Source organism: Pantoea sp. DY-17, assembly GCF_019795975.1.
GTDB classification, from domain to species: domain Bacteria; phylum Pseudomonadota; class Gammaproteobacteria; order Enterobacterales; family Enterobacteriaceae; genus Pantoea; species Pantoea leporis.
In genome coordinates this window covers 34,427-56,914 of the sequence record NZ_JAIMIG010000008.1, presented here as the reverse complement: position 1 = coordinate 56,914, position 22,488 = coordinate 34,427, and the positions used below count along the sequence as shown (strand labels likewise).

General features: G+C 63.0%; 24 protein-coding genes. All 24 read right to left on the bottom strand.

What is annotated here, in order from left to right:
- Positions 1-106 precede the first annotated feature (106 nt).
- Entirely contained in the window at positions 107-973 is an 867-nt protein-coding gene (gene repA, locus K5Y33_RS23050; RefSeq protein WP_222235214.1) for a plasmid replication initiator RepA, read from the bottom strand.
- Positions 966-1,037, bottom strand: coding sequence for a hypothetical protein (locus K5Y33_RS23830; RefSeq protein WP_222213971.1), 72 nt, complete (start codon positions 1,035-1,037; stop codon positions 966-968). Before K5Y33_RS23830 ends, repA (K5Y33_RS23050) begins: the two co-directional genes overlap by 8 nt.
- Before the next feature lie 227 nt (positions 1,038-1,264).
- Positions 1,265-1,519 (bottom strand): replication regulatory protein RepA, encoded by a 255-nt coding sequence (repA, locus tag K5Y33_RS23040; RefSeq protein WP_222235213.1) that lies wholly within the window; start codon positions 1,517-1,519, stop codon positions 1,265-1,267.
- 134 nt (positions 1,520-1,653) lie between these two features.
- Entirely contained in the window at positions 1,654-2,187 is a 534-nt protein-coding gene (locus tag K5Y33_RS23035) for a phospholipase D family protein (protein ID WP_222235212.1), read from the bottom strand.
- Between the two features lie 217 nt (positions 2,188-2,404).
- Positions 2,405-4,597, bottom strand: a complete 2,193-nt coding sequence (trbC, locus tag K5Y33_RS23030) for an F-type conjugative transfer protein TrbC (RefSeq protein WP_222235211.1) — start codon at positions 4,595-4,597, stop codon at positions 2,405-2,407.
- Positions 4,584-5,675 carry a thioredoxin fold domain-containing protein gene (locus K5Y33_RS23025; RefSeq protein WP_255610411.1) on the bottom strand — a complete coding sequence of 364 codons (1,092 nt, stop codon included), beginning with the start codon at positions 5,673-5,675 and terminating at the stop codon, positions 4,584-4,586. The genes trbC and K5Y33_RS23025 overlap by 14 nt, the downstream gene beginning before the upstream one ends.
- A 12-nt stretch (positions 5,676-5,687) precedes the next feature.
- Entirely contained in the window at positions 5,688-6,902 is a 1,215-nt protein-coding gene (locus K5Y33_RS23020) for a conjugal transfer protein (RefSeq protein ID WP_222235210.1), read from the bottom strand.
- Positions 6,903-7,012: 110 nt separating this feature from the next.
- Positions 7,013-7,684 carry a plasmid IncI1-type surface exclusion protein ExcA gene (excA, locus tag K5Y33_RS23015; protein ID WP_222235209.1) on the bottom strand — a complete coding sequence of 224 codons (672 nt, stop codon included), beginning with the start codon at positions 7,682-7,684 and terminating at the stop codon, positions 7,013-7,015.
- A gap of 66 nt (positions 7,685-7,750) precedes the next feature.
- Positions 7,751-9,886 (bottom strand): DotA/TraY family protein, encoded by a 2,136-nt coding sequence (locus K5Y33_RS23010; protein ID WP_222235208.1) that lies wholly within the window; start codon positions 9,884-9,886, stop codon positions 7,751-7,753.
- 88 nt (positions 9,887-9,974) lie between these two features.
- Positions 9,975-10,178 carry an Hha/YmoA family nucleoid-associated regulatory protein gene (locus tag K5Y33_RS23005; protein WP_222213606.1) on the bottom strand — a complete coding sequence of 68 codons (204 nt, stop codon included), beginning with the start codon at positions 10,176-10,178 and terminating at the stop codon, positions 9,975-9,977.
- Entirely contained in the window at positions 10,175-10,597 is a 423-nt protein-coding gene (locus K5Y33_RS23000; RefSeq protein WP_222235207.1) for a hypothetical protein, read from the bottom strand. Before K5Y33_RS23000 ends, K5Y33_RS23005 begins: the two co-directional genes overlap by 4 nt.
- A 29-nt stretch (positions 10,598-10,626) precedes the next feature.
- Positions 10,627-11,007: a hypothetical protein gene (locus K5Y33_RS22995; protein WP_222235206.1), complete on the bottom strand. Its 381-nt coding sequence runs from the start codon at positions 11,005-11,007 to the stop codon at positions 10,627-10,629.
- Positions 11,008-11,018: 11 nt separating this feature from the next.
- Positions 11,019-11,591, bottom strand: a complete 573-nt coding sequence (gene traX, locus K5Y33_RS22990) for a conjugal transfer protein TraX (protein WP_222235205.1) — start codon at positions 11,589-11,591, stop codon at positions 11,019-11,021.
- A complete protein-coding gene (locus K5Y33_RS22985; RefSeq protein ID WP_222235204.1) occupies positions 11,588-12,349 on the bottom strand; it encodes a prepilin peptidase-dependent protein in 762 nt (253 codons plus the stop codon). The genes traX and K5Y33_RS22985 overlap by 4 nt, the downstream gene beginning before the upstream one ends.
- A gap of 18 nt (positions 12,350-12,367) precedes the next feature.
- Positions 12,368-13,591: a conjugal transfer protein TraW gene (traW, locus tag K5Y33_RS22980; RefSeq protein WP_222235203.1), complete on the bottom strand. Its 1,224-nt coding sequence runs from the start codon at positions 13,589-13,591 to the stop codon at positions 12,368-12,370.
- A gap of 18 nt (positions 13,592-13,609) precedes the next feature.
- Entirely contained in the window at positions 13,610-16,660 is a 3,051-nt protein-coding gene (locus K5Y33_RS22975; protein ID WP_222235202.1) for an ATP-binding protein, read from the bottom strand.
- Complete coding sequence (locus tag K5Y33_RS22970; protein ID WP_222235201.1) at positions 16,632-17,255, bottom strand: conjugal transfer protein; 624 nt, start codon at positions 17,253-17,255, stop codon at positions 16,632-16,634. Before K5Y33_RS22970 ends, K5Y33_RS22975 begins: the two co-directional genes overlap by 29 nt.
- A 90-nt stretch (positions 17,256-17,345) precedes the next feature.
- On the bottom strand, positions 17,346-17,732 hold the full coding sequence (locus K5Y33_RS22965; RefSeq protein WP_222235200.1) for a DUF6750 family protein: 387 nt from the start codon (positions 17,730-17,732) through the stop codon (positions 17,346-17,348).
- A gap of 77 nt (positions 17,733-17,809) precedes the next feature.
- Complete coding sequence (gene traQ, locus K5Y33_RS22960; protein WP_222235199.1) at positions 17,810-18,349, bottom strand: conjugal transfer protein TraQ; 540 nt, start codon at positions 18,347-18,349, stop codon at positions 17,810-17,812.
- A 9-nt stretch (positions 18,350-18,358) separates the two neighbouring features.
- On the bottom strand, positions 18,359-19,105 hold the full coding sequence (gene traP, locus K5Y33_RS22955) for a conjugal transfer protein TraP (protein WP_222235198.1): 747 nt from the start codon (positions 19,103-19,105) through the stop codon (positions 18,359-18,361).
- Complete coding sequence (gene traO, locus K5Y33_RS22950; protein ID WP_222235197.1) at positions 19,098-20,402, bottom strand: conjugal transfer protein TraO; 1,305 nt, start codon at positions 20,400-20,402, stop codon at positions 19,098-19,100. Before traO ends, traP begins: the two co-directional genes overlap by 8 nt.
- Positions 20,403-20,404: 2 nt before the next feature.
- Complete coding sequence (locus K5Y33_RS22945) at positions 20,405-21,412, bottom strand: DotH/IcmK family type IV secretion protein (protein WP_222235196.1); 1,008 nt, start codon at positions 21,410-21,412, stop codon at positions 20,405-20,407.
- Positions 21,413-21,416: 4 nt separating this feature from the next.
- Positions 21,417-22,109, bottom strand: a complete 693-nt coding sequence (locus tag K5Y33_RS22940; RefSeq protein WP_222235195.1) for a DotI/IcmL/TraM family protein — start codon at positions 22,107-22,109, stop codon at positions 21,417-21,419.
- 10 nt (positions 22,110-22,119) lie between these two features.
- Complete coding sequence (locus tag K5Y33_RS22935; protein ID WP_222235194.1) at positions 22,120-22,470, bottom strand: conjugal transfer protein; 351 nt, start codon at positions 22,468-22,470, stop codon at positions 22,120-22,122.
- Between the last annotated feature and the right edge of the window lie 18 nt (positions 22,471-22,488).

Sequence of the window (22,488 nt, the reverse complement as noted above, 5' to 3'; positions counted from 1 at the left end):
AATCCTGGGCAGGAGAAGTGAAAAGCCGGCTTCAGGTGCCGGGAAGCAGGCAGGGGTAATCCGGCGCTCATGCGCCAGCGTTTAAAGGGGAATGCCGCGACGGCCGTCAGGTCGTGACCAGCAGGTCATCTCCGAGCCGGGCGTAATGGCCGCGCGACAGCTTCATACGCTCGGTGACGCGATGCTCTATCTCCGCTCGTACCGCATCGAGGCTGCCAAAGAAGCGACCGTTGCGGATTTCTTTCTGCAGCTGCAGGCGCACCAGCTGCTCGATGTCCTTGCGCGTACGCGGCGCGTCTTTGCGCGCTCGGTGACGCTTCATGCCGTGTTCACGGCGCGACTTCTGGTACTCACGGAAGCGTTCGCGGACGAACGACCAGGCGGCGCTGATGAGCTCGCCGGCGTCTGCGCGCGGCAGGCCCTTCCTCTCGCGTTGGCGATTTTCCCACTCGATGCGGCTGCGGCGTGCGGCCGCAACGGCCTCTTCCGACACGTCCAGCACCTGCCACATCAGCGGCGTAAAGGTGATGTCCGTCGGGATATTGCAGCCAATCTCTTTGTCGTACTCGGTGTTGTAGGTGAGGAGCTTCAGCTGCGCCAGAAACTGAACGGCACCGGTAAAGCGGGTGATGGAGAGGCGTTTTTTCTCCGTGGCCAGCCCGCAGCGGATGCTCATGGTTGTGAGCGAGGCGCCTACGCGGTTAGCCAGCGGATTAAAGTAGTGGCAGAGCGCCTGCAGCGACGCTTCCAGCGCGCGCATGCGGAGCTCCGGCGGACGACGACGCCGTTCGCCGCGGGCGATCGACATTGCAACCAGCGTCTGGAACTCGACGCGCTGGGTAAAGCCAGCCGCCTTCTCTCGGATTTTTTCGCAGAACGGCAGGGTCTTCTTTCCTTTCTCAGGAATAAATTCCGGATTCGGATTTTTTACCTGCCGGTAAAATGAAGTGTTTTCAGATACCTGTTCAGTCACGCCTTCCTGCGCTTATGTTGCACAGAAGGAGTACGCACCGAGGGTATTGCAGTTTTTCGGGCATGAATCTATACTCCCCGCATAGAGCAACAGCTTCTATGCAGAATAAGTGGGCCCCGTTAGTCTTCTACCTAGTCGCCAAACTGAGGAAGATTATCGGGGTTTCGTTTTTTCTGGCCTTCAGTAATCTGTTAGTACCAGTCTCTTGCCACCTTGCGGCGTGGCCCTCCAGAATTCTTTACGGTTTGCAATCTATCACTTCAACAGACATACGACAAGAAAGTAATACCATTACTTATTACTAGCTTCAAATGCCTGTTCTAAAAGACGTTCAATATACTCAGCCTGTGTCATGCCTTGTTTGTCACACTCGACCAAAAGCCGGTCTTTTATTGGATTGCGCACAAAAATCTTAACTTCTTTATGGGTCAGTTTTTTTCTGGCCACCGCTGCCTGCTGCTTTTCAGAAGCACTTAACGGATTACCTTTGCGATATGGGCGCTTAGATCCTGCTGAGGAAGTGACTTCGTTAGCTGACTGCGACATCTCTGCCTCCTCCACTAAATTCAGAGCGAATTTTGCAGAGAATACTACATAACACATAAATCAGCGACTTAACTTTAAGCTGGAGTGTGATCAGCGTTGGCGCGCGGACCACTCTCACTTTTGTCAGGCGTAATTCAGTAAGCTGATCGCCAGTCCGTACCACCATCCCAGCGAGACTGCCAGTGCGTCAGGTACATTTGAGCCAGCGAGGGCACCCCGCGTACGACCAGCGCGTTCTCGGAATTCGACTCCGCTGCGCTCCGGGTATAGTTAAACGAGCCGAGCTCCACGTTCTGGCCATCGGTGATGATCACTTTGTCATGCATGATTTTGTACTGGCCGTTAGTGCGCAGCGGGATGCCGGCGTTGACCACCACGTTCATTGCCGCCTGGCTCGCTTTGCTGCGGTTGCCTTTGTCGTCCACCACTACCCTGACGTCCACACCGCGACGTTTTGCCGCGACCAGGGACTTAACGATCGTGGGCGAGGTGAAGCTGTAGCCCATCAGGCGGATACTCTCGTGCGCCTCGTCCAGCGTGCGGAGGACCAGCTGCTCCGCGCTGCCCTCAGGCGAAAATCCGACGTCAATGGAAGGCGTCGCAGCTGATGCGTGCGCGACAAAGCTCAGCGAGGTCGCCATAGCGATCGCTGCAAACGTTAATTTCATGTTTTGTTCCTGCAGTAAGCCAGCAGTGGCCGGCAATAAGTCGGATGATTCATGTTGCAGAGGCAAAAAAAGAGGGCCTTAAAGGCCCCTAAAGGGATCAGCATTACAAACGTTTATTTAAGCAGTGGCAGACCGTGGAGCAGTCTCACGCTTGTTATCGGACTAAGGCTAAAAAGCTTTAGCCCTTTCGCTGTAAATAACCATACGTGACAATCGGTTAGCTAAACGTTTTTGTATTTTCAGCCGCCAGCGCCACGTAGTTCTGCGCGGCTTTTTCAATTGCCTCGCGCCCCACGCCCATCAGGCGAGGTTCGCGCAGCCGGACCTTATAGCCCCGTCCCCGCGCAGGCAGGCTTTCCAGCACCATGTGCCAGAGTATTGCCGACCGCACCGCGACTGAGGGCGCCCGCTTCCAGCTGTATTTGCACTCGAGGGAGAATTCACAGACTGCGGCAAGCGCCGGGTCTGTCAGGACCAGCCCACGGGTATCCTGCGCGGCCGGCGCCGCGTCCAGGACCTGCAGAATGTGCTGAACCCGGTCGCCCCGCACGTAGCTGCGGCGACGGCGATAAGGCATAGTGGCCAGCAGCCGGGCTTCGGATGGCGGGCTGACCTCCATAAAGCGGTTGATGCGCACCGCTTCCTGCGTGAACTTGTCGGCGTCATCAATGTAAAGCGAGCTCCCGCGGATGACCTGCCCCTTAAACAGGGTGACGTTCTCGCCCTCCTGCAGCGCCTGCACCTCCTCCACGTCGACCTTTTTCTTTTCGCTCACCTGCAGGCGCGGGTCATCGCTCAGACCGCTGCCGAGGATGCTGCCCTGCTGCACCAGCGCGCTCATGTGCGCACGGTATTCGGTGCCGGCCATCAGCTGCAGGATTTCCAGCGTGTCCTTCGGGTCCATAATTTTACCGGTAATGCGCGTGCCCATGTTGGCGACCAGCGTCCACACCGCATCTCCCGCCGCCGTCTTCAGGCGCTGCACCTCCTGCCCGGCCAGCAGGAGGCAGTAGCCCAGCGAACGTATCTGCGTGGCCAGCTCACCGAGCTTCTCACTGTAGCCGGCGCCCACTTCGTCGATGATCCAGAGCAGCGGAAAGCGGTCCTTAAATTTGCGCACCTTCATGTTGTCTTCCGGACGCCCTTCCAGCTTTTCGCCAAGGTCCTGGCTTAATATCATGGCCAGCTGAGACTGGTAGAGGCGGCCCAGCGTGCTGCTTTCCGTGGCGGACAGCTCCAGCGCCGGCACCAGTACAATCAGGATACGGTCGTTGTGCACCACGTCTCTCAGGTCGATGTCGCCCGCGTCGCGCGCAAAGACGTGACCATAGGTGTCGTTGAACAGGGTCAGCATGCGCGTGTACTGCTGCATCAGGTAGCCGTGCTGGCGGTTCGCCTCCGGGTCCCACTCGGACGGCGTGGCCACCTTGTCCATGTCAAAGCCGGCCAGCGTGCTGAGGTAGTTCTCCAGCGCCACGCGGATTTCCTCGTGCCACTGCTCCTCTACCGCCTGCACGTAGAGCCCGGCAATTTTGCGCAGTGGCAGGTGCGCCTGAATGGTGCGCTGCGACATCACCGTGCCCTCGCGCCGGCACTTATAGACCAGCGCGGTCACCAGCGCCTGGTTCATGGAGCGGGCCTTTTCCTGCCAGTCGCCGCCGCTGCCGCCAGTTTTGGGCAGCATGGAATCCATCAGGTTGATGGTGTAGGTCTCCTGCGCGATGCCGAACACGTTGGTGGTGTTCGTTTGCGGGCGGCCCTTCACGTCTTCCAGCAGCTCCTGCGCGCGGGAGCGACCGCCGGTGATGAAGTTCATCATGCGCAGGTCGTCCTCACGGCCGAAGCGGCGGGCCATCGACATCATGGCCAGCGCCACGTCGTTCTGCGCCTTGTGGTCAGAGAAAATGACGCCCTTACCCCAGCACAGCGCGTTAAACACCCAGCCCAGCAGCGTCTCCGTTTTACCGGCACCGGTGGTGCCGAACATCAGCACGTGACGCGTCAGGTCGTCCATGGAAAGCCACAGCTCCCGCCCGGCGTCCCTGCCGCGCAGGTAGCCTGCGTACAGGATACCGGCCGCGCGGCTGGTGTGAATGCGCACGGTGGCCACCGGCAGAAAGCCCAGCACCTTTGCCGGCACCTTTCGCTCGGTCGACGGGTCGTCCCGGTTGATGTCGGTCGGCATGCGCATCGGCATCTTCCAGCGGCCGGCGGGCGCCACGACCAGCGCCCAGAACATCAGCACCGGCAGGCTCAGCACCAGCGTGGCGGGCCAGACGATGCCGGCGACCACGGCGGCCAGCATCCCCCAGGCCAGCGTGCCGGTCTCACACATCACGTCGATGAGCCACGAGCGGCCAGCGTGTCGGTTGACGCGCGCGCTCTCGAGCGCAGCGTTATTGTCCGCCATGATCGCCTCCGTTTAAAAAGTCCGCGAGCGCCGCCGGCGAGCTCAGTACGCTCTGCGGCACGTAGCGGCCGTCGTCTGAAATCGTCCAGGGGGTGCCCGGCAGCCGGTAGGCCCGGAAGGCCACCTCGTTGACGCCTATCGCCCCGCGCGCCGTTTCCGCCTGGTTCTCACTGGTGACCGCCGGTGCGACCGGTGCGGCGCCCGGCACACCGATACCGGCATCGGCGGCAAAGAGCTGCTTCCACGCGGCAGGACGGTCAGCCTCGGGCAGTGCCATTACCGGCGTCAGCATCTTCAGCGACGCCTCGCCACCCTCGATGGTGACCGGAAAAATCACCACGTTGACGGTGCCGGCAGCGGTTTCAAAGTGGCGCTCCATGCGCTGGCAGTTCGGGCATGCCGGGTCGGCGAACACGTAAATCGTGCGCGCGTGGCCGGATGACAGCGGTACGGTGAATAGTCCCCGTGCCGCCGCTTTACTGAGTTTGTCCGGCAGCTCAGCGCGCTCATTCTGTGGCAGCTTCCAGTCGTCAGCAGGCGCGATAACTGGCGGCTGCTGGGGTTGCGTTGGTCGCTGTTGAGGAACTGGAGTGTCAGTGCGCCATCCATTTGGGGCCATGCCTGGCGCGTCGGGTGCAGTGATTGCGGCCGGAGCGCCCACTGTAGAGAGTAAACCGGCCCTTTCCGGCACCGGGGCCGTCTGCGGCACATGCGCAAACCACGTCAGAATCCCCAGAGCGACAGCCACAGCGCATCCTCCGGCGGCCCGCCACAAGCGGCGTCTTCTTGCTGCAGTGGTCAGTAGGCCGGTCAGGCAGCTGAGCAGCTGAGCGGCATCCTCTCCCTGATAAAGCGGCGTCAGCGCGTCGTGAGCATTCTGAGCGTAAAGGCCATCGCTGTGCAGCACGAGCCATGGCATATTTCTGAACGAACACGTAAAAATCGGCGAAGGGTTCCAGACTGTAGACCCCACGCCTCCGGTGGTGTCGGCCTGCGTTTGCGCGTAGCGCTTAACTGCCAGAAGTCTGCAGGTCAGCGTGGCCTCAAAGAGGCCCTCTCTGCGTGAAATTGTCATCATCAGATCCTTGTCTCAGCGCGCGCCGGCGCCGTCAGAAAATTCGTCTTCGCCCTGTCCGGGCAGATAAAGTGCGTCAGGGAACGGTATTTCTCGCTGCGGTTTCGCGCGTTTCGGCCGCGCGTCGCGCGGGTACACGAGCCCCAGCGACTCGAGCTCGAGCTGCAGGCCGGTCACTGCCTCATCCGTCATCAGCGGCGGGCGCGGCAGATTCATGCGGGCGGCCATCCGCTCAGCGCGCGCCTGCGCCACGATGCCCGCTCCCTCCACGAACACCTTGGCGGTGTCGGCGGTTTGAAGTCCGTACCACAGCGTGCGGTCACAGCCCTTCAGCCAGCGAAAGCGCGCCGGCGGCAGGCGGAGGTCGCGTCCGTAGAGTCCGGCCAGCGCAGAGCGCACCGTCCCGTGCATGTTCAGCCACTCGCTGACGCCCGGGCTGGCCAGCACGCGGGCCACGTGCTTTTCTGCAACCTGCCAGTCGGGCACGCTGTGAAATTCCGGCGCGCGAAACAGCCGGCGGGTCATGCAGGAGCGGTTCAGGTCATCCAGCAGCGTGGTGGCCGCCTTCCTGTCACCGGTGAACACCTGCAGGCCAAAGACGGCCAGCAGCGCACGCTCATGCGGCTGCCACTGGTCAGGTGACGTTATGGCCGGCCCGTTCTGTGCATCGAACAAGACTGTGGCCGCGTCACGATCGAGTACACGACGCTTGATCAGCCCGTGCTGCTCCGCAAACTCTTCGGGCTTCAGCGCCCAGGCGTTTTCCGGCGTGGTGTCGTTCATGAGCCCGTCACCGCGATGCCCGGACAGTACGGGAATGACGCTAGGTGCGAAGATAGCCATCACGCGCGGCAGCGAATGGATATCGATCGCGCGCCGGCTGCGAAAGCCCAGCGCAGGATGACGCGCCAGCGCCCAGCTGGTCACCGCGACTAACGGGACCATGGGCACGAAAAGAATGCCGGCGGTGTGGTTCATCACGTCGCGCCATTCGGTCAGCTCCACCGACTCCGCGCCGTTGCCGGTGGAGGCCAGCAGGTTGATGCGTTCGGCGACGTAGCGGTGAATCTGCGGAAAGTCGGCGAAGCGCCACAGCCAGTAAAGGAACCAGCAGCTCCAGCGCACAAAGTCAGCAAAGAAAAGCCAGCAAAGCAGCAGCGTCAGGCCAAGGGTGATCATCACCATGGCCGGCTCGTTACTGCCGGTGGCGTTCGGATTAGAGGTGTACATGTGAGAGTTTCCGGGATCGGAGACGGACGCAAGGGCCCGCCAGACTACAGATAAGAAAACACCGGCGCGGGGCCGGTGTCAGAGGAAAAGCGTCAGAATATAGGGGTGAATCACACGACCTGCGGGACCACCACGTTGTGCTCGAATTCCACAAAGCGGCTTTGACGGCCAACATACTCAGGCCATGGTTCCTGCGGGAACGATTCTGAATAGCTCTTGTGGCTCATCGCGCCGATCGTATCAAACAGCTCTTTGGCCACCGTTGGATGCGCGTTAATACTCAGTACCGGCACTTCAGGATTCTTTGTATTAAGGCGAAGGGTACTACCTTCAAGTTCGCGATCCGTCCAGTCATCCATGGTGAGGCCAAGGACATCAACAATGCCTTTCTTAACCATGTTGATGTACAGAATATTGCCATGCCGAGTATCGACGCCCAGATATTTACCACGTCCCGCGTCCAAAACCTGATGCTGCTTCTGTGGGCTGAAACGCTCCTCACTGGTGAGCAGTGTGGCAATTTGTTTAAGCTGGCGCTTCCGGGATACTTTGCCGTAACGGCGAACAATTAAAGGCACTATTGCCAATAACCACACAACTATAGCTACCGAATAAAATTGTGAATCCGCACCCGTGGTTTTACCTGTGGCTGTTCCGTATGCGATAAAAGCCATCGCAATACCAATAAACATCAAACAAGGCAGGGCCAAAAAATAATAGGCAAACTTTATGACAACCCAAAAACTTTCAACCCTAGAATCATGACGTTGTACTGATTTCATGGCATCCTCCTGCCGCATTTCCTCTGATTAAATTATACGCATGACTGTAAATAAAGCCAGGTGAAATTACTTGATTGCATCCTCTTTAGGCGAGCCACTATTAGGTGCTTTTTGTAGACCTGGAACCCTGCGGGATCCGCCGCCTGTCGCAGCAAACATGCCTTTGACGTCATCAACCAGTCCACCCATGATGCCAGCCATACCTGCGCCACCCAGGAACGTAATCACATAGTCTGCGAGCGTTGCCTGCAATCCGAAGACTCGCGTGACGCCGAAGGTGGCAATGCGTGCATAAATCAACAGCCAGAGGATCATTTTAACCAAGCCGATTATTGAGTCAGCATTTGCATTAGCTAATGCTGCACCGAAAAGCATGTTCAGCAGCGTCCCTCCAGCCATTACAGCGACGGAAGCAAAGAAAAAACCCAGCACCATAAGTGAGGGACGCAACATCATGTCAATAAGGAAGATATATCCATAAGCACTGCGGCTTCCCTTGTCCTCTTCTGCTCCTAAATGAGTTGCCGACCACATAGGCCCAGCCGCACAACCGACCATGACGCTTACCAGCCAGTTAAATACCCCCACCATCCAGTAAAGAAAGGGCACCGCCGGCAGAAATACCGCCAGCGAAAATCCAACTGCGAACAGCAGTAACATCACGAAATAAAACGGCGGTGAGAGCTCCGTCAGAACATCTTTAACTACTGCTCCCGGATTGACGAAAAGCAGACCGCCAATTTTTCCCAATACTGAATTATCCGCAGTAGATGCAGCAGCGAGTGTGAGTGTATAAGCCGCCAGAGCAGTTTCGGTGGCACCTAAAGTGTAGTCACCGATGGTTTGCATTTTAATTAAAGGGTTAACTTGTTCAGAGAAACTAGCCTCAGTCCCTACTTTCCATGTGGCAATCGAGTTAGTGATTTTCTGCATCGGATTTTTGTAAAAGCTCACGAATACCGCATCAGGGTCTGTCGCGTTCAGAGCAGCTCCATCATCCTTTGCAGTCTGCGACCCCAGAGGCGCCGTATAAGTGCTGTTCTGCACCTGCGATCGATACGCCGTAAATACCTGGTGATAAAGGTCACCTGTGCCCGTTTCGCCGTGCAGACTGGCGCCTGACGTCACTGGCGCAGCGTTGGCTACCTCGTTCGTTTTGCTGTTGGCCGTCGCAAAGGTGTTGTACCACGCGCCCAGCGATATCCAGCCGTAGGTTTTAAGCTGCGTCGTCAGCTGACTCTGCAGCGAGTCTTTGTAGTTCAGCTGGTTCAGCGCGTTGTTGACCGTGGTTTCATACGCGGCCGCCGCGTTCTGGATGGTGGTCTCCGGATCGCTCAGGGTGCCGGTATCCTGGTCGCGCCGGCTGAGATAGGCATCGACGTAAGCCTGCGCGGCGGTATCGAGCGTGGACTGCATGGTGTCCAGCGCCCCCCGCGATGCCGTCGTGACGCTCGCCGTGTTCACGGCCGATCCAAACAGGCTATCTATAACACCCGTTGACGGCTCGGGGATGCGGGCGCTGCCGCAGAGCGCACTGCCGTTACCCGTGGTGTAGTCGCCGTTTCCGCCTTTCGTTTCCATCAGCGCCGTTCGCGCCTGCCCGTCCTGATAGAGCGAGGACAACTCGCGGTTGGTCGCGTACTTGCACAGGTTCATTTCGAACACCGCGCGCGCCGCCGAGCGCGTTGAGGGCGCCGTGGGCTGCACGACCAGCGACATCCCGCTGCTAATCATGTCAGCCGCCTTGTCGGTGAACAGGTTCGCGCTGCCGATGCCCATGGTGGAGGCTGCCCACAGCATCACCAGCTGCGACAGCGACCAGCCTGACGCGGTCGGCACGAGCGTGATAAAGCCGGCAAAGCTCATCACGGGATGCAGCATGGTCCGGCCGGCGCTGAATACCTTGCCGTCCTGCCCGCCCTTAAATACCGTCTTCAGCGTCACGATGAGGAACCACACCAGCGCGACAGAGCAGAGCACGCCGTTCAGCAGCGCAAACAGCGAGCCGATAAGCGTGACCTGCCCGGGCTGAAACGGTGTAAGCACCACGTCGCCAAATATCATCACCAGCGCCTGCCGGGACAGGTCACCGGTCTTGCTGGCGGCATCGCTGATGGTCTGGTAGTCCACGCCGTCGGCGAACGCCGGGCAGGACGCGGCGCACAGCAGAGCCGCCGCCTGAATTTTTGTCAGTAGCTTCATGGTTTACCTGTGGGTCAGGGGATGACCTGAGTGAAAAGTATTGAGGTTGGCAGTATGGGAACGGCAGGCAGGCTGAATACGCTTAACGTTACTCCACGAACCGCCACACGTGCATCGGCACGCGATCGAAAAGCCTGCCGGCGGCGAGCTCCGCCCTGCGGTGGTCCCAGGCACAGGTCATCGCATACTCGTCCGCCGGGTCGCCGCTGTATTTCAGCATCTCGTAAACCTTCTCCAGCGTGTCGGGCGACTGGTGACGCCGGAACTTCAGCAGCCATTCATCACGGGTCATGAGCTCTCTCCGTCCGATACGCGCCTCAGGGCGCTGACAAACCGGCTGACCGCAGCCGGCTCAAACAGCAGCTGCCCTTCGGACATGACCGGCACCGGCAGCGTGATACCGCGCAGGCGCTTACGCCGGCTGACGGCCTGCCAGAGCGCCAGCGGCGCAATGCCCGCCTCTCTTGCAAACGCATCAAGCGGTATCAGCGGTTCACCGGAGGGGGCGGGATGATCCGCAGGCTCCCGGGCGTGCCAGCGCGCCGCAAACGCCGTGGCCTCAGCCTGATCGAACATCAGTGCCGCACCGCGCACCTGCCTGCGGGCAGGCAGCAGCATGCCGTCCAGCTCGCCCGTATTGCGCACAGCGTGAAGCAGCTCTCCCGGCCGCACCCGGAGCAGGCCGGCAAACACATCGAGCCGTATATACATAAAAGTCCTCCTTCAGCTCAGTCAGCCGCTCACAACGCGAAATGAAGCACAAGCGTCAGCAGCAGGGTAAAAATCAGCAGGTAACACAGGGGTTCTGTGAATTCCGGATTCAGCCTGAAAGGGGAAGACAGCGTATTCTCACTGGCGGAGTCAAGCTGGCTGATAGCCTCATCAATGACGACGGTAACCGCGGGTTCGGTTTCCGTTCCCTGCAGGCTCTGGCGTGCATTGTGCAGATGCCTGAGCACCTCTGACCTGCATTGTTCCGCTACACTGCTCTGTCCTTCCCTGCAGGCACGGCGGGCGCTGTGCACCAGGTTCATGATCGTCTCATGCCGCTCACCCAGCTCCGCATCGTCCAGCAGGTTGATAACGCGGATAAGAAGCTGCTCACGTGTTTTATTTCGCATCCGTTGTCTCCTTAAAGCAGGCCGCAGCTCAGCACCTGCCGGCACCAGCGCGTCTCCTGCAGAAAGTCCTGAAAACTGCCCTTCTCTGACGCCGACACCCGCTTTTCCGTCAGCTGCCACAGGCGGAAGCTGGTGACCAGCGCCTGCACGAACCCGGTCGCCGCCAGGAGCATCAGCACGAGCATCACGCAGCCCACGCGCAGCCAGCCGGTCCCGCCGATGCTGCTGCCTGCAGCAATCAGCATCAGCAGGAACCCCACCACCGGCAGGCCGGTGAGCCACATCAGTCCCCACCATATCCAGCGGCTGACGCGCAGGTTACGCGCAAGGCGGGCGGGCGAAAGCCCGCTGTCGGCCACCGCCTGCGACCAGCCAGCGGGGCGGTAATCTCCGGCGCCGCGCCCTGCCGTGACCTCGCGAAGGCGCTGCCACAGGCGCGAAACGTTGCGCCCGGCGTGGCGGCTCCAGCTGGACACCTCCCACGCCGGCAGGACAACGTTCAGCGCTATCCAGCCCACGCGCTTCGGCGTGATGCGGGACTTCTTTGCGCTCCCTTGCGGAGCGGCTGAATCAGATTCATTCACAGGGGATCTCCTTCTGCGGTCAGGGCTGGCTCAGCGAGCGAAAACGTGACGTGGTGAAGCGCCGCCAGCGCCTGCAGCGCGTTAAAGAGGAAGCCGTACACGGACGTCAGCGCCTCACTTTCCATGCAGCGGATGTCGGGCGTCAGGAAGATAATCTGTCCCGGACGCTGGCGCAGCGCGCTGAGGCTGAATCCCGGCGCGCCCGTGAACGTCTCCGCCACGTGCGGGTGGTGGAAGATGGCCATGCGACCGCGGATAGCCAGAACAGACTCGCCGGCGCCTTCATGCGTCAGCAGCGCGCGCGCCGCCTGCAGCGCCGGATGATGCGGATACTGACGGCTCCAGCGGGCGATAGCCGTCCACAGGTCGTCAGCCCACAGCTGACCAGCCAGCGCACCGAGCCCGGATGAGCGCCCGATGAAGTGGGCCGTGTCGTCCGCGAACGCCAGCACGCAGGCCATCAGGCTGCGCGTCAGGTCGCTGTGCCCGTCTGCCGGAAACAGCGCGGCGGCCAGCGCCTCGCTCCCGACCGTGGCGGGCACGTGGCGCAGCGCGCTCAGCACGTCCCATACGTCGCCCTCCTGCGTCTGTCCCGGCGCCAGGCGCCACGCCTGCCACAGCGCTTTCCAGCGCGGCGCCTGCCAGAAGGCCTCCCACAGCGCGCCGCAGGGGTCCAGCACCAGAACCGGGCCGGCGGCCGCGTCCAGCAGGGAAGAAAGCGCGCCGGCGTCCGGCGCGAAGGTACCGCTTGTCGTCATGGAATGCTCCGTAAGGGATTACTTAGCGCTCACGCCGGCGCTCATCTGCGAGGACAGCGCCTGCAGCTGCGGGGCGTATTCATTTTTGGCGGCCAGCGCCAGCTGCTGGCCGCTGATGATGTTGGCCTGACGCAGCTCGTTTTTGATACCGAGCGCCAGCCAGTTGGCCAGACTCTGCTGGCGCGCCATCTCGCGTGCCAGGTTATCGCCGTCCATGCCCTGCAGGTCGGTGACCCACGCAGTGTTGGCGTAGCGGCGGCCTACCTCGAACGCCTCAAACTCGCGCTCGCTCATGGTGCCGGTCTGCTTTGCCTGCGCTGACGCGGTCTGCTGGAAGTAGCTTTCCGCCGACGGCGCCTGCCGCGCCTCGGTGAGCGCCGCCTGCGTGGCGTCCTGCGGCTGGCTCGCCGCCACCATGTCCAGCTGCGGCTGCATCGCCGCGCTCTGCATCGCCTTGTACTGCGTGAGCAGGCCCTGATACTCCTGACCGGTGGCGGTCTGGATTTCACCCTTTCCCGGCGTGCGCCCGGCGTCGAGCTTCGCCGAGTTGTTCACGTAGGCCATCGCCGCATCGGTCTGCGCCTGGGTGAAGGTGAGTTCGGGGGCTTTACCCGCCGGACCCGCCCCGTCGTAAAGCGAACGCGCCTCGGTGTCGCCGCCCGGCAGCGGCGAGACGCCCGGGCACAGCCCGGTACCGCCGTACAGCTTCGCCTCCTCCGCCGTACAGTAGCCCGCGTGAATCAGCGCGCTGCGGTAGCCGCCCTGCCGGGGCGAGGTGGGCAGGCTTGCCAGCGTCTCCCGCACGACCGCACTCGACACGCCGCTGCCGCCGGCAAGCTTTGACGCCGCCGCGCGGGTTGCCTGACTTACCTGCGCGGCCGTGCCGGAGGCCGACTCGCTGCAGATGCTGTCCGGCACCGTGTAGGCCGCCCGGGCCTTCTCCAGCCGGTCAGCCTGACGGTTAAAGTTCTCCGCCTCACGCTGGGTGCGCGCCGCTTCCGTAATGGCCGTGGTGGTTTTGTCCGAGGACTGCACCACCGCCGTGCCGGTCTCCTTCTCCGCCGACAGGATTTCAGCCAGCGTGGCCTGCATGGTCTGCAGCGCGGGCATCACCTGCGTCTGAATAGGGATGCTGCTCATTTCCTCGGTCGGGTACGCCAGCGCTTTCGGCGCCAGCGCCGCCAGCACGCAGGCGGCAAGCAGCCGGCGCCCCGCGGGGCGCCATGGTGTGGATTTATGCATGTCAGAACTCCTGAGGGGTCAGAGGTCGTAGCCCTGTTTATCGATAAGCTCGGTGGCGAGCGTGCGGATGACGTTGTCGCCGCGCACCTCGCCCGCGGTGCGCTGACGGTGCTCGATGACCTTCTCGGCCGAGCCGTTCGGGAAGAAGCGCCCGAGGATGCGGCGGGTCGTGCCGGCGCCGACGTCTTTATCAAGCATGCGGCGCAGCGACATATCCACCGGCGTGGTGCTGTGGCCCCACAGCTCCTCCGGGCCCACCGCGTTTTTCATGATGTGGGCAATGGTGCTGCCTCCCTTAATGCGGAAGATGCCAAGGAACGGCACGCCGCTGCCGTCGGCCGCCGGGCCGCTGCCCATGCGCTCAAAGCGGTCAAGCGTGGCGTCCGGCACCTTAAAGCGCTCTTTCAGCAGCGCGCGGTCTTCCGGATCGACCCCGACCATGTAGACGGAGTTGGCTGACTGGCGCAGCGCGTCGGGCATGTCGCGGAAGTACTGCGAGGACAGCACGGTGCGCACGCCAAACTTGCGCTGCTCGCGATCGGCGGTTTCGAGCATCGGGAAGATAAAGGGGACGCCCTTGGCGTTGTGCAGCTCGTCGTACTGCCGGGTTTTAACCTCCTGGTCGAGCTGATCCACGCGCACGCGGTGCATCGGGTGCCAGCGTTTATGGAGAGCGGGAAAGAGCTCGTCCTGATACTGCGGCAGCACGAAGTCGCCGCCCGCGATGTGGCCGGCAAACAGGTACATCATGCCGGTCTGCAGATAGCCCGCCTTTGACTTGTCGCCGGCGACGTACTGAATGTCGACCGTAATGACGCGCGCCTTCGGGCTTATCATGAAGCGTGTGCGCCCGGCGAACATGCGGTACTGGCCGCAGGCGTCGCGCAGGCAGCGGGCGATGTACTCAATCAGCGGCTCGCTGCTGCCGTCGCGCTGAATGTTTCCGTACATGCTTCTGAAGTCCTCGCTGAGCAGGCGCGGCGCCATGTCGGCGAGCTCCGGCACCGCCTGAAACTGCGCGCGCTGCGCGGCGGCCGGATGGGCCGCGTCCTGCAGCAGGTCCCGCACCTCGTACCATGTAGCGTTGTCGCGGTATTCCGGGTGCGCCTCCCAGATGCCGGCGTCACTCAGCGCCGCGTCCACCTCCGGCACGAGCCCCGGCTCGTAGCGCCGCGGTTCCTCACGACAGGCCTTAAACGAGTCGCTGACCAGACGACGCAGAATAATCGGCGTATCGCGGCCGTTGGGCGGCACGCCGGTGCCGGGGTCAATACACAGGGCCTGCAGCGCGTTCTCCATAAATTCGGATTCGTAGCTGAGCGGCACCGAAAGCCCCAGCTGGATGTCGAACAGGTTGCGGCAGTGATTCGCGTCGTTACGCAGCACGACGCTGAGCACCTCGTCCTGACGCTCCGGCGGCAGCGCATCCCGCAGTATCGAGACCATGCCCTGCGCGCTGAACCCTTTATCAATGCCGGCAAAGAAGGGTAACTGCTGCTGCGCGGACATCGCCAGGATGATGGGCTGCCGGTTGATGAACACCGATTTACCGCCGCCGGACTCGCCGGCCACGATGCTGGTTTTCTTGGTCTGGTTGGAGGGCGCGAGCGCCACCGGCATCAGCTTGCCGTCCGGCGACACAAACAGCGCGTTGCCGTCCTCGCTCCAGGCCGTCGTCGGACGGGTAAGCGGCATCAGGTTCAGCGCCTCGGACAGCGGCGGATACATCAGGCACGGCCCGCTTGACGCAGACGATCCCGTGAGCGTAGCCACCCACGCCTTAACCGGGTCGCCGAAGGTCTGCGTTACGCCGCATATCCCCCACGACGTCAGCGCCTGCTGCAGCAGCGTCAGGTTGCGCGTCACCGTTTCCGGTGAGTCCCCCCAGGTCGCGGCCGTGATGGTCATCACGCACACCGGCTCGTGCATCTCGCGTTCGGCCAGCATCGAAATGGAATCGAAAATCGGTTTCAGGCCCGGCACCCAGGACGCCATGCTCAGCACGACGTGCTTGCCGCCGAGGCGACGCATGCCGCCGGGCATCAGGTCCTTGCGGATGCGAAACGGCACGCTGCGCGGAATAAGTTCGCGCAGGCGGGCAAAGCTCTGCGGACTCTGCGGCCCGAGGTTCACGGCGAGCGTGCCGTGCCAGACGCCTTTAATTTTGATCAGGTTGTTGCGTATCTCATCAACGCCCGCGCCCATGACCTGAAAGTTCAGCCAGGGGGCCAGCAGCGCGGTGGCGTCCTCCCCCTGACGCACGCCCCGGGGGATAATACGATCGTCCGGCAGCAGCGGCTGCCAGTCAGCGCCCGTGCCCGGGTCCACCTGCGCGCGCAGCACGCGCCCGGCTTCGTGCGCATCGATGCGGCGCATCAGTACGCCCCTGCCGCTGTCGCCGAGCGCCCGCTCAACCTGCGAGAGGAAGGCGTCGTGGCGGATTTTGAGCCCCGCCAGCTCGGTGAGCAGCGGATTCTGCCCAAACGCGGCCGCCGGGCTGCCCTTCACCAGCTCCTTCAGGCGGGCGTTTTCATCGCGCAGTTCGTGCCCGGCCAGCACGCCGCGGCCGCTGTAGCAGACAAGCCAGGTGCGCTCCGCGTTCACCCAGGGCGTGAGCTTCTTCACCTGCTCATCGAGCATGTATTTCAGATCCAGACCGGTGCGCTTCAGTGACTGATACTGCGGCGCCAGCAGCCGACGGATGACAGCCCCGCCGCCATCCGGATCGCACTCGTGTACGGTGCTGATTTTATGACCCGTATGGCGATAGTGGGAGTTTAAGGACTCAGTCATGCGGTCAAGCCGTCCCTGCCACGCGTCGTCATGCCCGGCGGACAGCTTTTCGTCTGCCTCACTGTAGCTGCCGGCAACTTCATAAACCGTCAGATAGTCACCGCGATGAGTGACCATGATGTACGGCGCGCTCAGCTCCGGGTGACGAATGCGATCGTCGTCGGTGAGGCGCACCACGGTCTGCAGATCGCAGTAGTCGGGCAGGTCGCGCGACACGGCAAAGCGGGTCGCGGCGGTGATCACTTCTTCAGTCCAGCGGATGAGGCGGTTCGGCATACAGGTCGCTCCGGGTATAGGTCGCCCATGCCGGGGTATGCACCGCGCTATCGGCGGTGCGGCCCAGCGGCAGCAGCAGGGTCAGGTCGTTAAAAACGTCAGCGGGCAGAATGAGCACGCAGCCCTCAAGCCGCTGCTGCATCTGCGCGCGCTTTACAGGCGGAAGTCGCGCGAAGGCCGCGGCGAACTCGGGCGCGCGGGAGGTGCCCCACATGCCCTCCACCTCGCGTGCGTGGCGGGCCAGCCAGTTCCAGACGCGCCTGCCCTGTTTACGCACGGCTTTACTCTCGCTGTGCTGCCCGATAAGCGCGCGGCGCTGCAGATTGATGACATCGGCGGCGGGTGCGTCAGGCAGCCAGGCAAGGTGCCCGTGCGCGGCAGTGGGGCTGTCGAGGTTAAAGGTCAGCCAGCACAGCGTGCAGACCGGCTGCGCGTCCGGCCCCTGCCACAGGCGCTGCGCGCGCGTACCGCAGCAGCGGCATGGCGCGCCGGGAGACAGCGCCACAGGTCGCGGGGATTCGTCTTCACCGCTGACGTCCGGTACAAGCGGCAGCAGAGAACCTGCCACCGGAGCCGGCGTACGATTCAAAACCATAGTGAAGTCCTGTTCGAACAATAGGAGAACTGTCCGGGTAATCCGGCAGTGATGCGGAGAATTGCCGCCCCGTGAGGGGCGGCCGGGAAGTTAACTGATGCTGACCGGCGTCATGCCCATCTGGTTCATGCCGCGCTTGATGATTTCCGCGATACCCATAGCCAGCAGCCCGCCAACAATGGCAAGCGCTATCATCCAGGGTTTAATCTGCGGGTTATTCTTCATGGCTTTAATGGAAAGAATGCCGCCGGCAACTGAAAAGAACCCGATAACCTGGATGATGATGATACCGCTGGTCTGCCACGACTTGGCGCCATCAGCCAGGCGGGTACCTATTCCGGCTAAATCATCGTCGGCCATGGCTATCGGCGAGATAAGGGCAAGCCAGGCGCAGAGGGCGCGCAAAGTCATGCGGCGCAGGGTTTCAGACAGCATCAGGACGCGTGCGTATGCCGCGCAGTAAAAGCGAGTAATCATGGTGTTTTCCTTAATAAATAAGAGTGGCCGGATGGCCGGTTGAATCGTCCATGAGGACGGAAGTCTTTGAATCTGCCTCAGCGCATACCGAGGGTTTTCTGTAAGGCATCGAGCAGGTAGGGGCTACAGATGAGCAGCACCCCAAGGATAAATCTCACGGTACCTTTGTTGACGTCGTCGCCCGCCGTCAGGCCCGAGTGGCCATCTTTACGGGAACGGCGCCACAGCATCACGCCCGCCAGTGCGAACCAGACGCCGACCATGCGAAGCAGGCTCAGCAGAGCGTTGGCCGCGACCGCGCCCTGCCCGAACGTCCCCTGGTCCACATAGCTGATGGCGTCAAACGAAACCTGCCAGCCCACCTGTCGCGCCCCCGCGCCGATAAGCTGGTCCAGCCCCACCAGGCAGCCCGACAGCAGCAGACAGGCCACCATGGCCCCGCCGCTCGCCGACTGACCGGGCGCCTTGCGGGCAAGCCACGACTGACGGATCAGAAAGCCGCCGGCACCGAGCACGCCGAACAGTGACCCCAGCGTCAGGGCCAGGGTGATGAACGAGCTCTGCAGCCCGGAGGCCAGGTTAGACAGCATGGTGATGCCGTCAAGCGATCCTCCCATGACGCCTCCCTAGCGCAGCACGCCGGCGCTTGTTATGACGCTGCCTTCAGACGCGTTAACGTCGCGCACGGTGACGCCGCCAAGGGTATCCCCCGCCTGCACCGCCCACGTTTTGCCCTGCCAGCTGACCCACGCCATCCCCTCCTGCAGGCTTTCCAGCCGCATGCCGGTGAGCGCCGATCGCGTCGCGCGCTTGCCGGCGGCGTGTCCGCCCGCCTCAGAATAAGGCCGCGCGGCCAGCACGGTCAGCTGATTACCCAGCCGGGCGTTTTCCTGCGCGATGCCGGCAAGCTGCTGCTGCAGGGTGGCCAGCGCCTTAGTCTGCGCGCGCACCGTGTCCGACAGGCGGGTGATCGCCTCGCGGTTGGCCGCCTCAAACTCGCGCCCCTCGCGGATGAGCTTCACCACGTCGTCCGGCACGCTGCCGGCCGGTTCCGCCACGCTGAGCGCGGCGGCAGGGACGCTGAGTCCGCCCGTCTGCAGCGGCGCCGGCGCGGACGCGGCAGAAGCGGGCTGCACCGCCTCAAGGCCGGCGTCCTGCCCGAACGCGCGCTGGCTGGCATCCTGTGAAAAGCCTGATGGCAGGAACACATACCAGGCGATGCCACCCAGCACCAGCCCTATACCCGCCAGCCAGGGCAGGGAGTAGCCCAGCACCAGCGGGCGCGTCAGAAAGCTCTGCTGCTGCGGGGCGGGCGGTGAAGCGGCGGGGGGGACCGGCGCGATGACCGCCGGCTGCGGATCGAATTCATTCACGGGGCATACCTCTCTGTTCGGCGGCGCGGATGCGCGCCTGGGTTTCTTCGCGCAGGTCCGCGGCGCTCGGGGTCGGGTTGCTGTTCAGAGCTGCGGGCGTTGCAGGGCTGTCCGCTGACGCCGCCGCACCCTGCGGAGGAAGCGCGTCCGTGCTGTACACCGCACTCATAAACTGGATGGCCACCACCAGACCGTTATTCACCGTTACGGTGCGGTCGGGCAGGCGCGCAGCATCGTTTGTCAGCACCTGCCCCGCTCGCTGGGCCATGCCGCCAAGAATTACGCCTCCTACAGCAGTAGGATCGGGCAGGCCGGGTCGGGAGGTAACGGTGTTGAAGCCGTTACTCAGCATCTGCGTGTTTGACTGTGCGTAAAGCTGGCCAGCCTCCCCTGTACCGCCGAATAATGAAGGCAGTACGACGCGGCGCAGATAGTGATGGTCGACGTCAGAGGCGATGTTGGCCACGAGCGTCTTATCGTCGAGCGCGTAGGCGTCCACTTTGTAAGCCTGCCCGTTCAGGGTCATGGTGGTGAAGTGGACGATGACGCCGTTACCGGACAGCTTCGCCCCTTCGGGAGCCTTGAGTACGGCGCCCGCATACTGGCCTGTTTCAATGCATCCCAGCACCGGGGTGGCCCCGTTGTCAGAATCCACTCCGGTACAGATTTTCCCCGGCCCGCGCCAGTAAGGCGCCACAACGACAGAGGCCGGTGGCGTGTTTGCTGCAACCTGACGGCTGCGCGCGGCGGCCTGCTGCACATAGCTTCCCGGCTGCGAGTCACGCCATGTGGCCCAGCCGCCGTCCTTTCCGCCCAGCAGCTGCGCGGCGGGGAGGTCGGTCCGGGGCTCCGCCTGCATTTTTGCCAGCAGCGCGGTCAGCGACTTCTGCCGTGCCTCGCTGAGCGCCTTCTCCTGCTCCTGCGTGCGCCCGTTACCCTGCGGACGGGGCAGCTCGCGCGGCGTCACGGCCGGCGTGACCTTTGGCGTTTCTTTCGGCGTCACCACGTCCTGCTGCAGCGGGATGCTGGCGATAAAGCTGCCGTTCGAGGCGGCGGCGGTCTGCGCGCCCCGGGCGTTGTTTTCGCGCAGCAGCTCGCGATAGGCCGCCTGCTCCTGTGCGCTCACCTGCGTGCTGCCGCCTACCCGCGTCAGATTCACGCGCGAGGGTTCAGGCGGCGGTGCGGCAAAGTAGCTGTACAGCGCGTAGCCGCCGCCCGCCACCACCACGATGCCGCCAAGGATCAGGCCCATCATCAGGCGGATGTTGCCGCTGCCGGTGTTCTGTTGATCGCTCATGATTACTCCAGGGCAATGCTGAGGGCTTCGGTGCGCCCGTCAACCGAAAAGGCCACGCGCGGCGTCACCGGCAGCTTCCACAGGTGGGTGCCGTCGGCCGACGAAAGCGTGGTGTCGAACTCATCGCGGATGTCCGCGCGCGAGCGAATGTAGAGGTCGTCGCCCTGCTGCCACACCGCCGTGTCCGGCACGCTGCCGGTGGTCTTCAGGCGCTTCGCGCCCGATGGCGGCACGCCGTCCAGAAACGCCTGCAGCACGTCGTCGTGCAGCCCGATACGCGAGGGGCCCGGCGCGTCAGGCGCCGCGCCCGGCCCGCGGCGGGGAATGCGCAGGTCAAGACGCGCGTCCACCGTCCAGGTCTTTTTCGCCGTGTCGGCCTCGCCGCTCATCACGCTTATCTGCAGCGGCACCGGCAGTCCCTCAAGTCCCACGGTCACCAGCGTGTTCACGAAGTCGCGCTTTGCGGTGATGACCATAAAGGACATGCCCGGGATCCACTTCACGTCGATGTCCGGGGAGCCGCTCACCGGGTCGCCGAGAATTTTCCAGGGCGCGCCGGTGCTGTCGATAAAGCTCACGGTCGCCGGCCAGTTCACCGCGGTGCGCACCAGCGGCAGGCTCGCGCCGGGCTGCAGGCTCACCGTCTGCGCGGTGATGCGCGGTACCGCCGTAATACCCGGCGTGGCCAGCGCCCGGTTCTGCTCGGTCTGCTGCGCACGCAGCTGGCGGATTTCATCGGGCGTCAGCGGGGCAATGGTCGCCTGCGCCTGGTCATACGTGACCGAGGTGGGCGGTGGCAGGGGCTGCCCGGGCAGCGGACCGGCCGCTGCCGGCGCGGCGGGCGTTCCCGTACCGCCACCGGTCTGGCCTGTCGCGGCAGCACCGCCGGCGGACGCGGTCGTGCGCCAGCTGCCGTCGGTGCCGGCCGCCGGGGCGGTCCCCGTTGCCGTGGCGGCGCTCGCGCTGCCGCACAGCGCCAGCCACAGGGCCAGCGTGCGAAAATTGCTCATAGCATTATCCTGCGTTGTTGGTGATGGTCTGCGTGACCTCAAGGCCGCGCGGTTTGAGGCGCGGATCGGCTTGCTGGATGCGCAGCGTGAAGATGTAGCGCAGCGGCGGCGTACTGGTGTTCTGGCCCTGCAGGCGCAGCGTTACGGGATACTGGAACTCCCACGTGTAGCGCCCGCCCACCACGCCGCGACGGGTGATGACGCCCGGCTCGACGGTGTTGGTCAGGTTCATGCGCTTATCCTTCACCAGTGACAGGGTGTTGGAGTCGGTGCTCAGCGCCCTGTTGTAGCCGGTGAAGCCCTCCTCCGAGAAGTCAGCGGCCGCGGCGGTCATCTGGTCGCGGTAGTGCACGAAGTCGAGCGTAAACGCCTTGCTGATGGTGTCCGCACCAAACTGCCGCACGTCGCTCTCACTCCAGACCGGCTTATCCGTCGGGTAAAGCGGCGTGATGCGCCCCGCTTCGGTAGCAAAGTACTCGCGCGGGAGAAACACGATGTAAACGGCAAGGGCGCCGATGACGATGGCCTGAATGACGTTGACGCTGAGGCTCCAGCCCAGCCTCTTCAGGCAGGTGCGCGCAAACTCTGCGCCGAGCGTGCGCTCGTGCTGCGCGTGCAGGGCGTGCTCATAGGCGTCCGGGTCGGTCAGGACGACAGCCGCCTCCTGAGACGGCGCGACATGTTGGGGGTTCTGCATTCTGTACTCCTTACATTCCGTAGGACTGCCACGGATCGATGCTGGTCGGCAGGTTGCTGTTGATTTTGTCCGTCAACGCCCCGCAGACCTTCTCTGACGCCTGGTTCATGATGTCCTGCAGGCTCGGCAGGTTCGGCAGGCTGATGGAAATGTTGCGGATGCCGGAGAGGCAGTTCTGCAGCTGATCGGACGTCTGGCTTTCGCGGGCGGCCCACGCGTCGTTAGCCTTTTTGGCGGCGTTGTAGCCCGCCTCGCTGCCGGTCTGCGCGGCGCTGCCGGCGCGACAGGTCGCGGCGCCGGCGGCAAAGGCGGTGCAGCAGAAAAAGACCGCCACGATGGCGGTCGCTGAATGTTTTTTCATGTGAGAACTCCGGAAGGA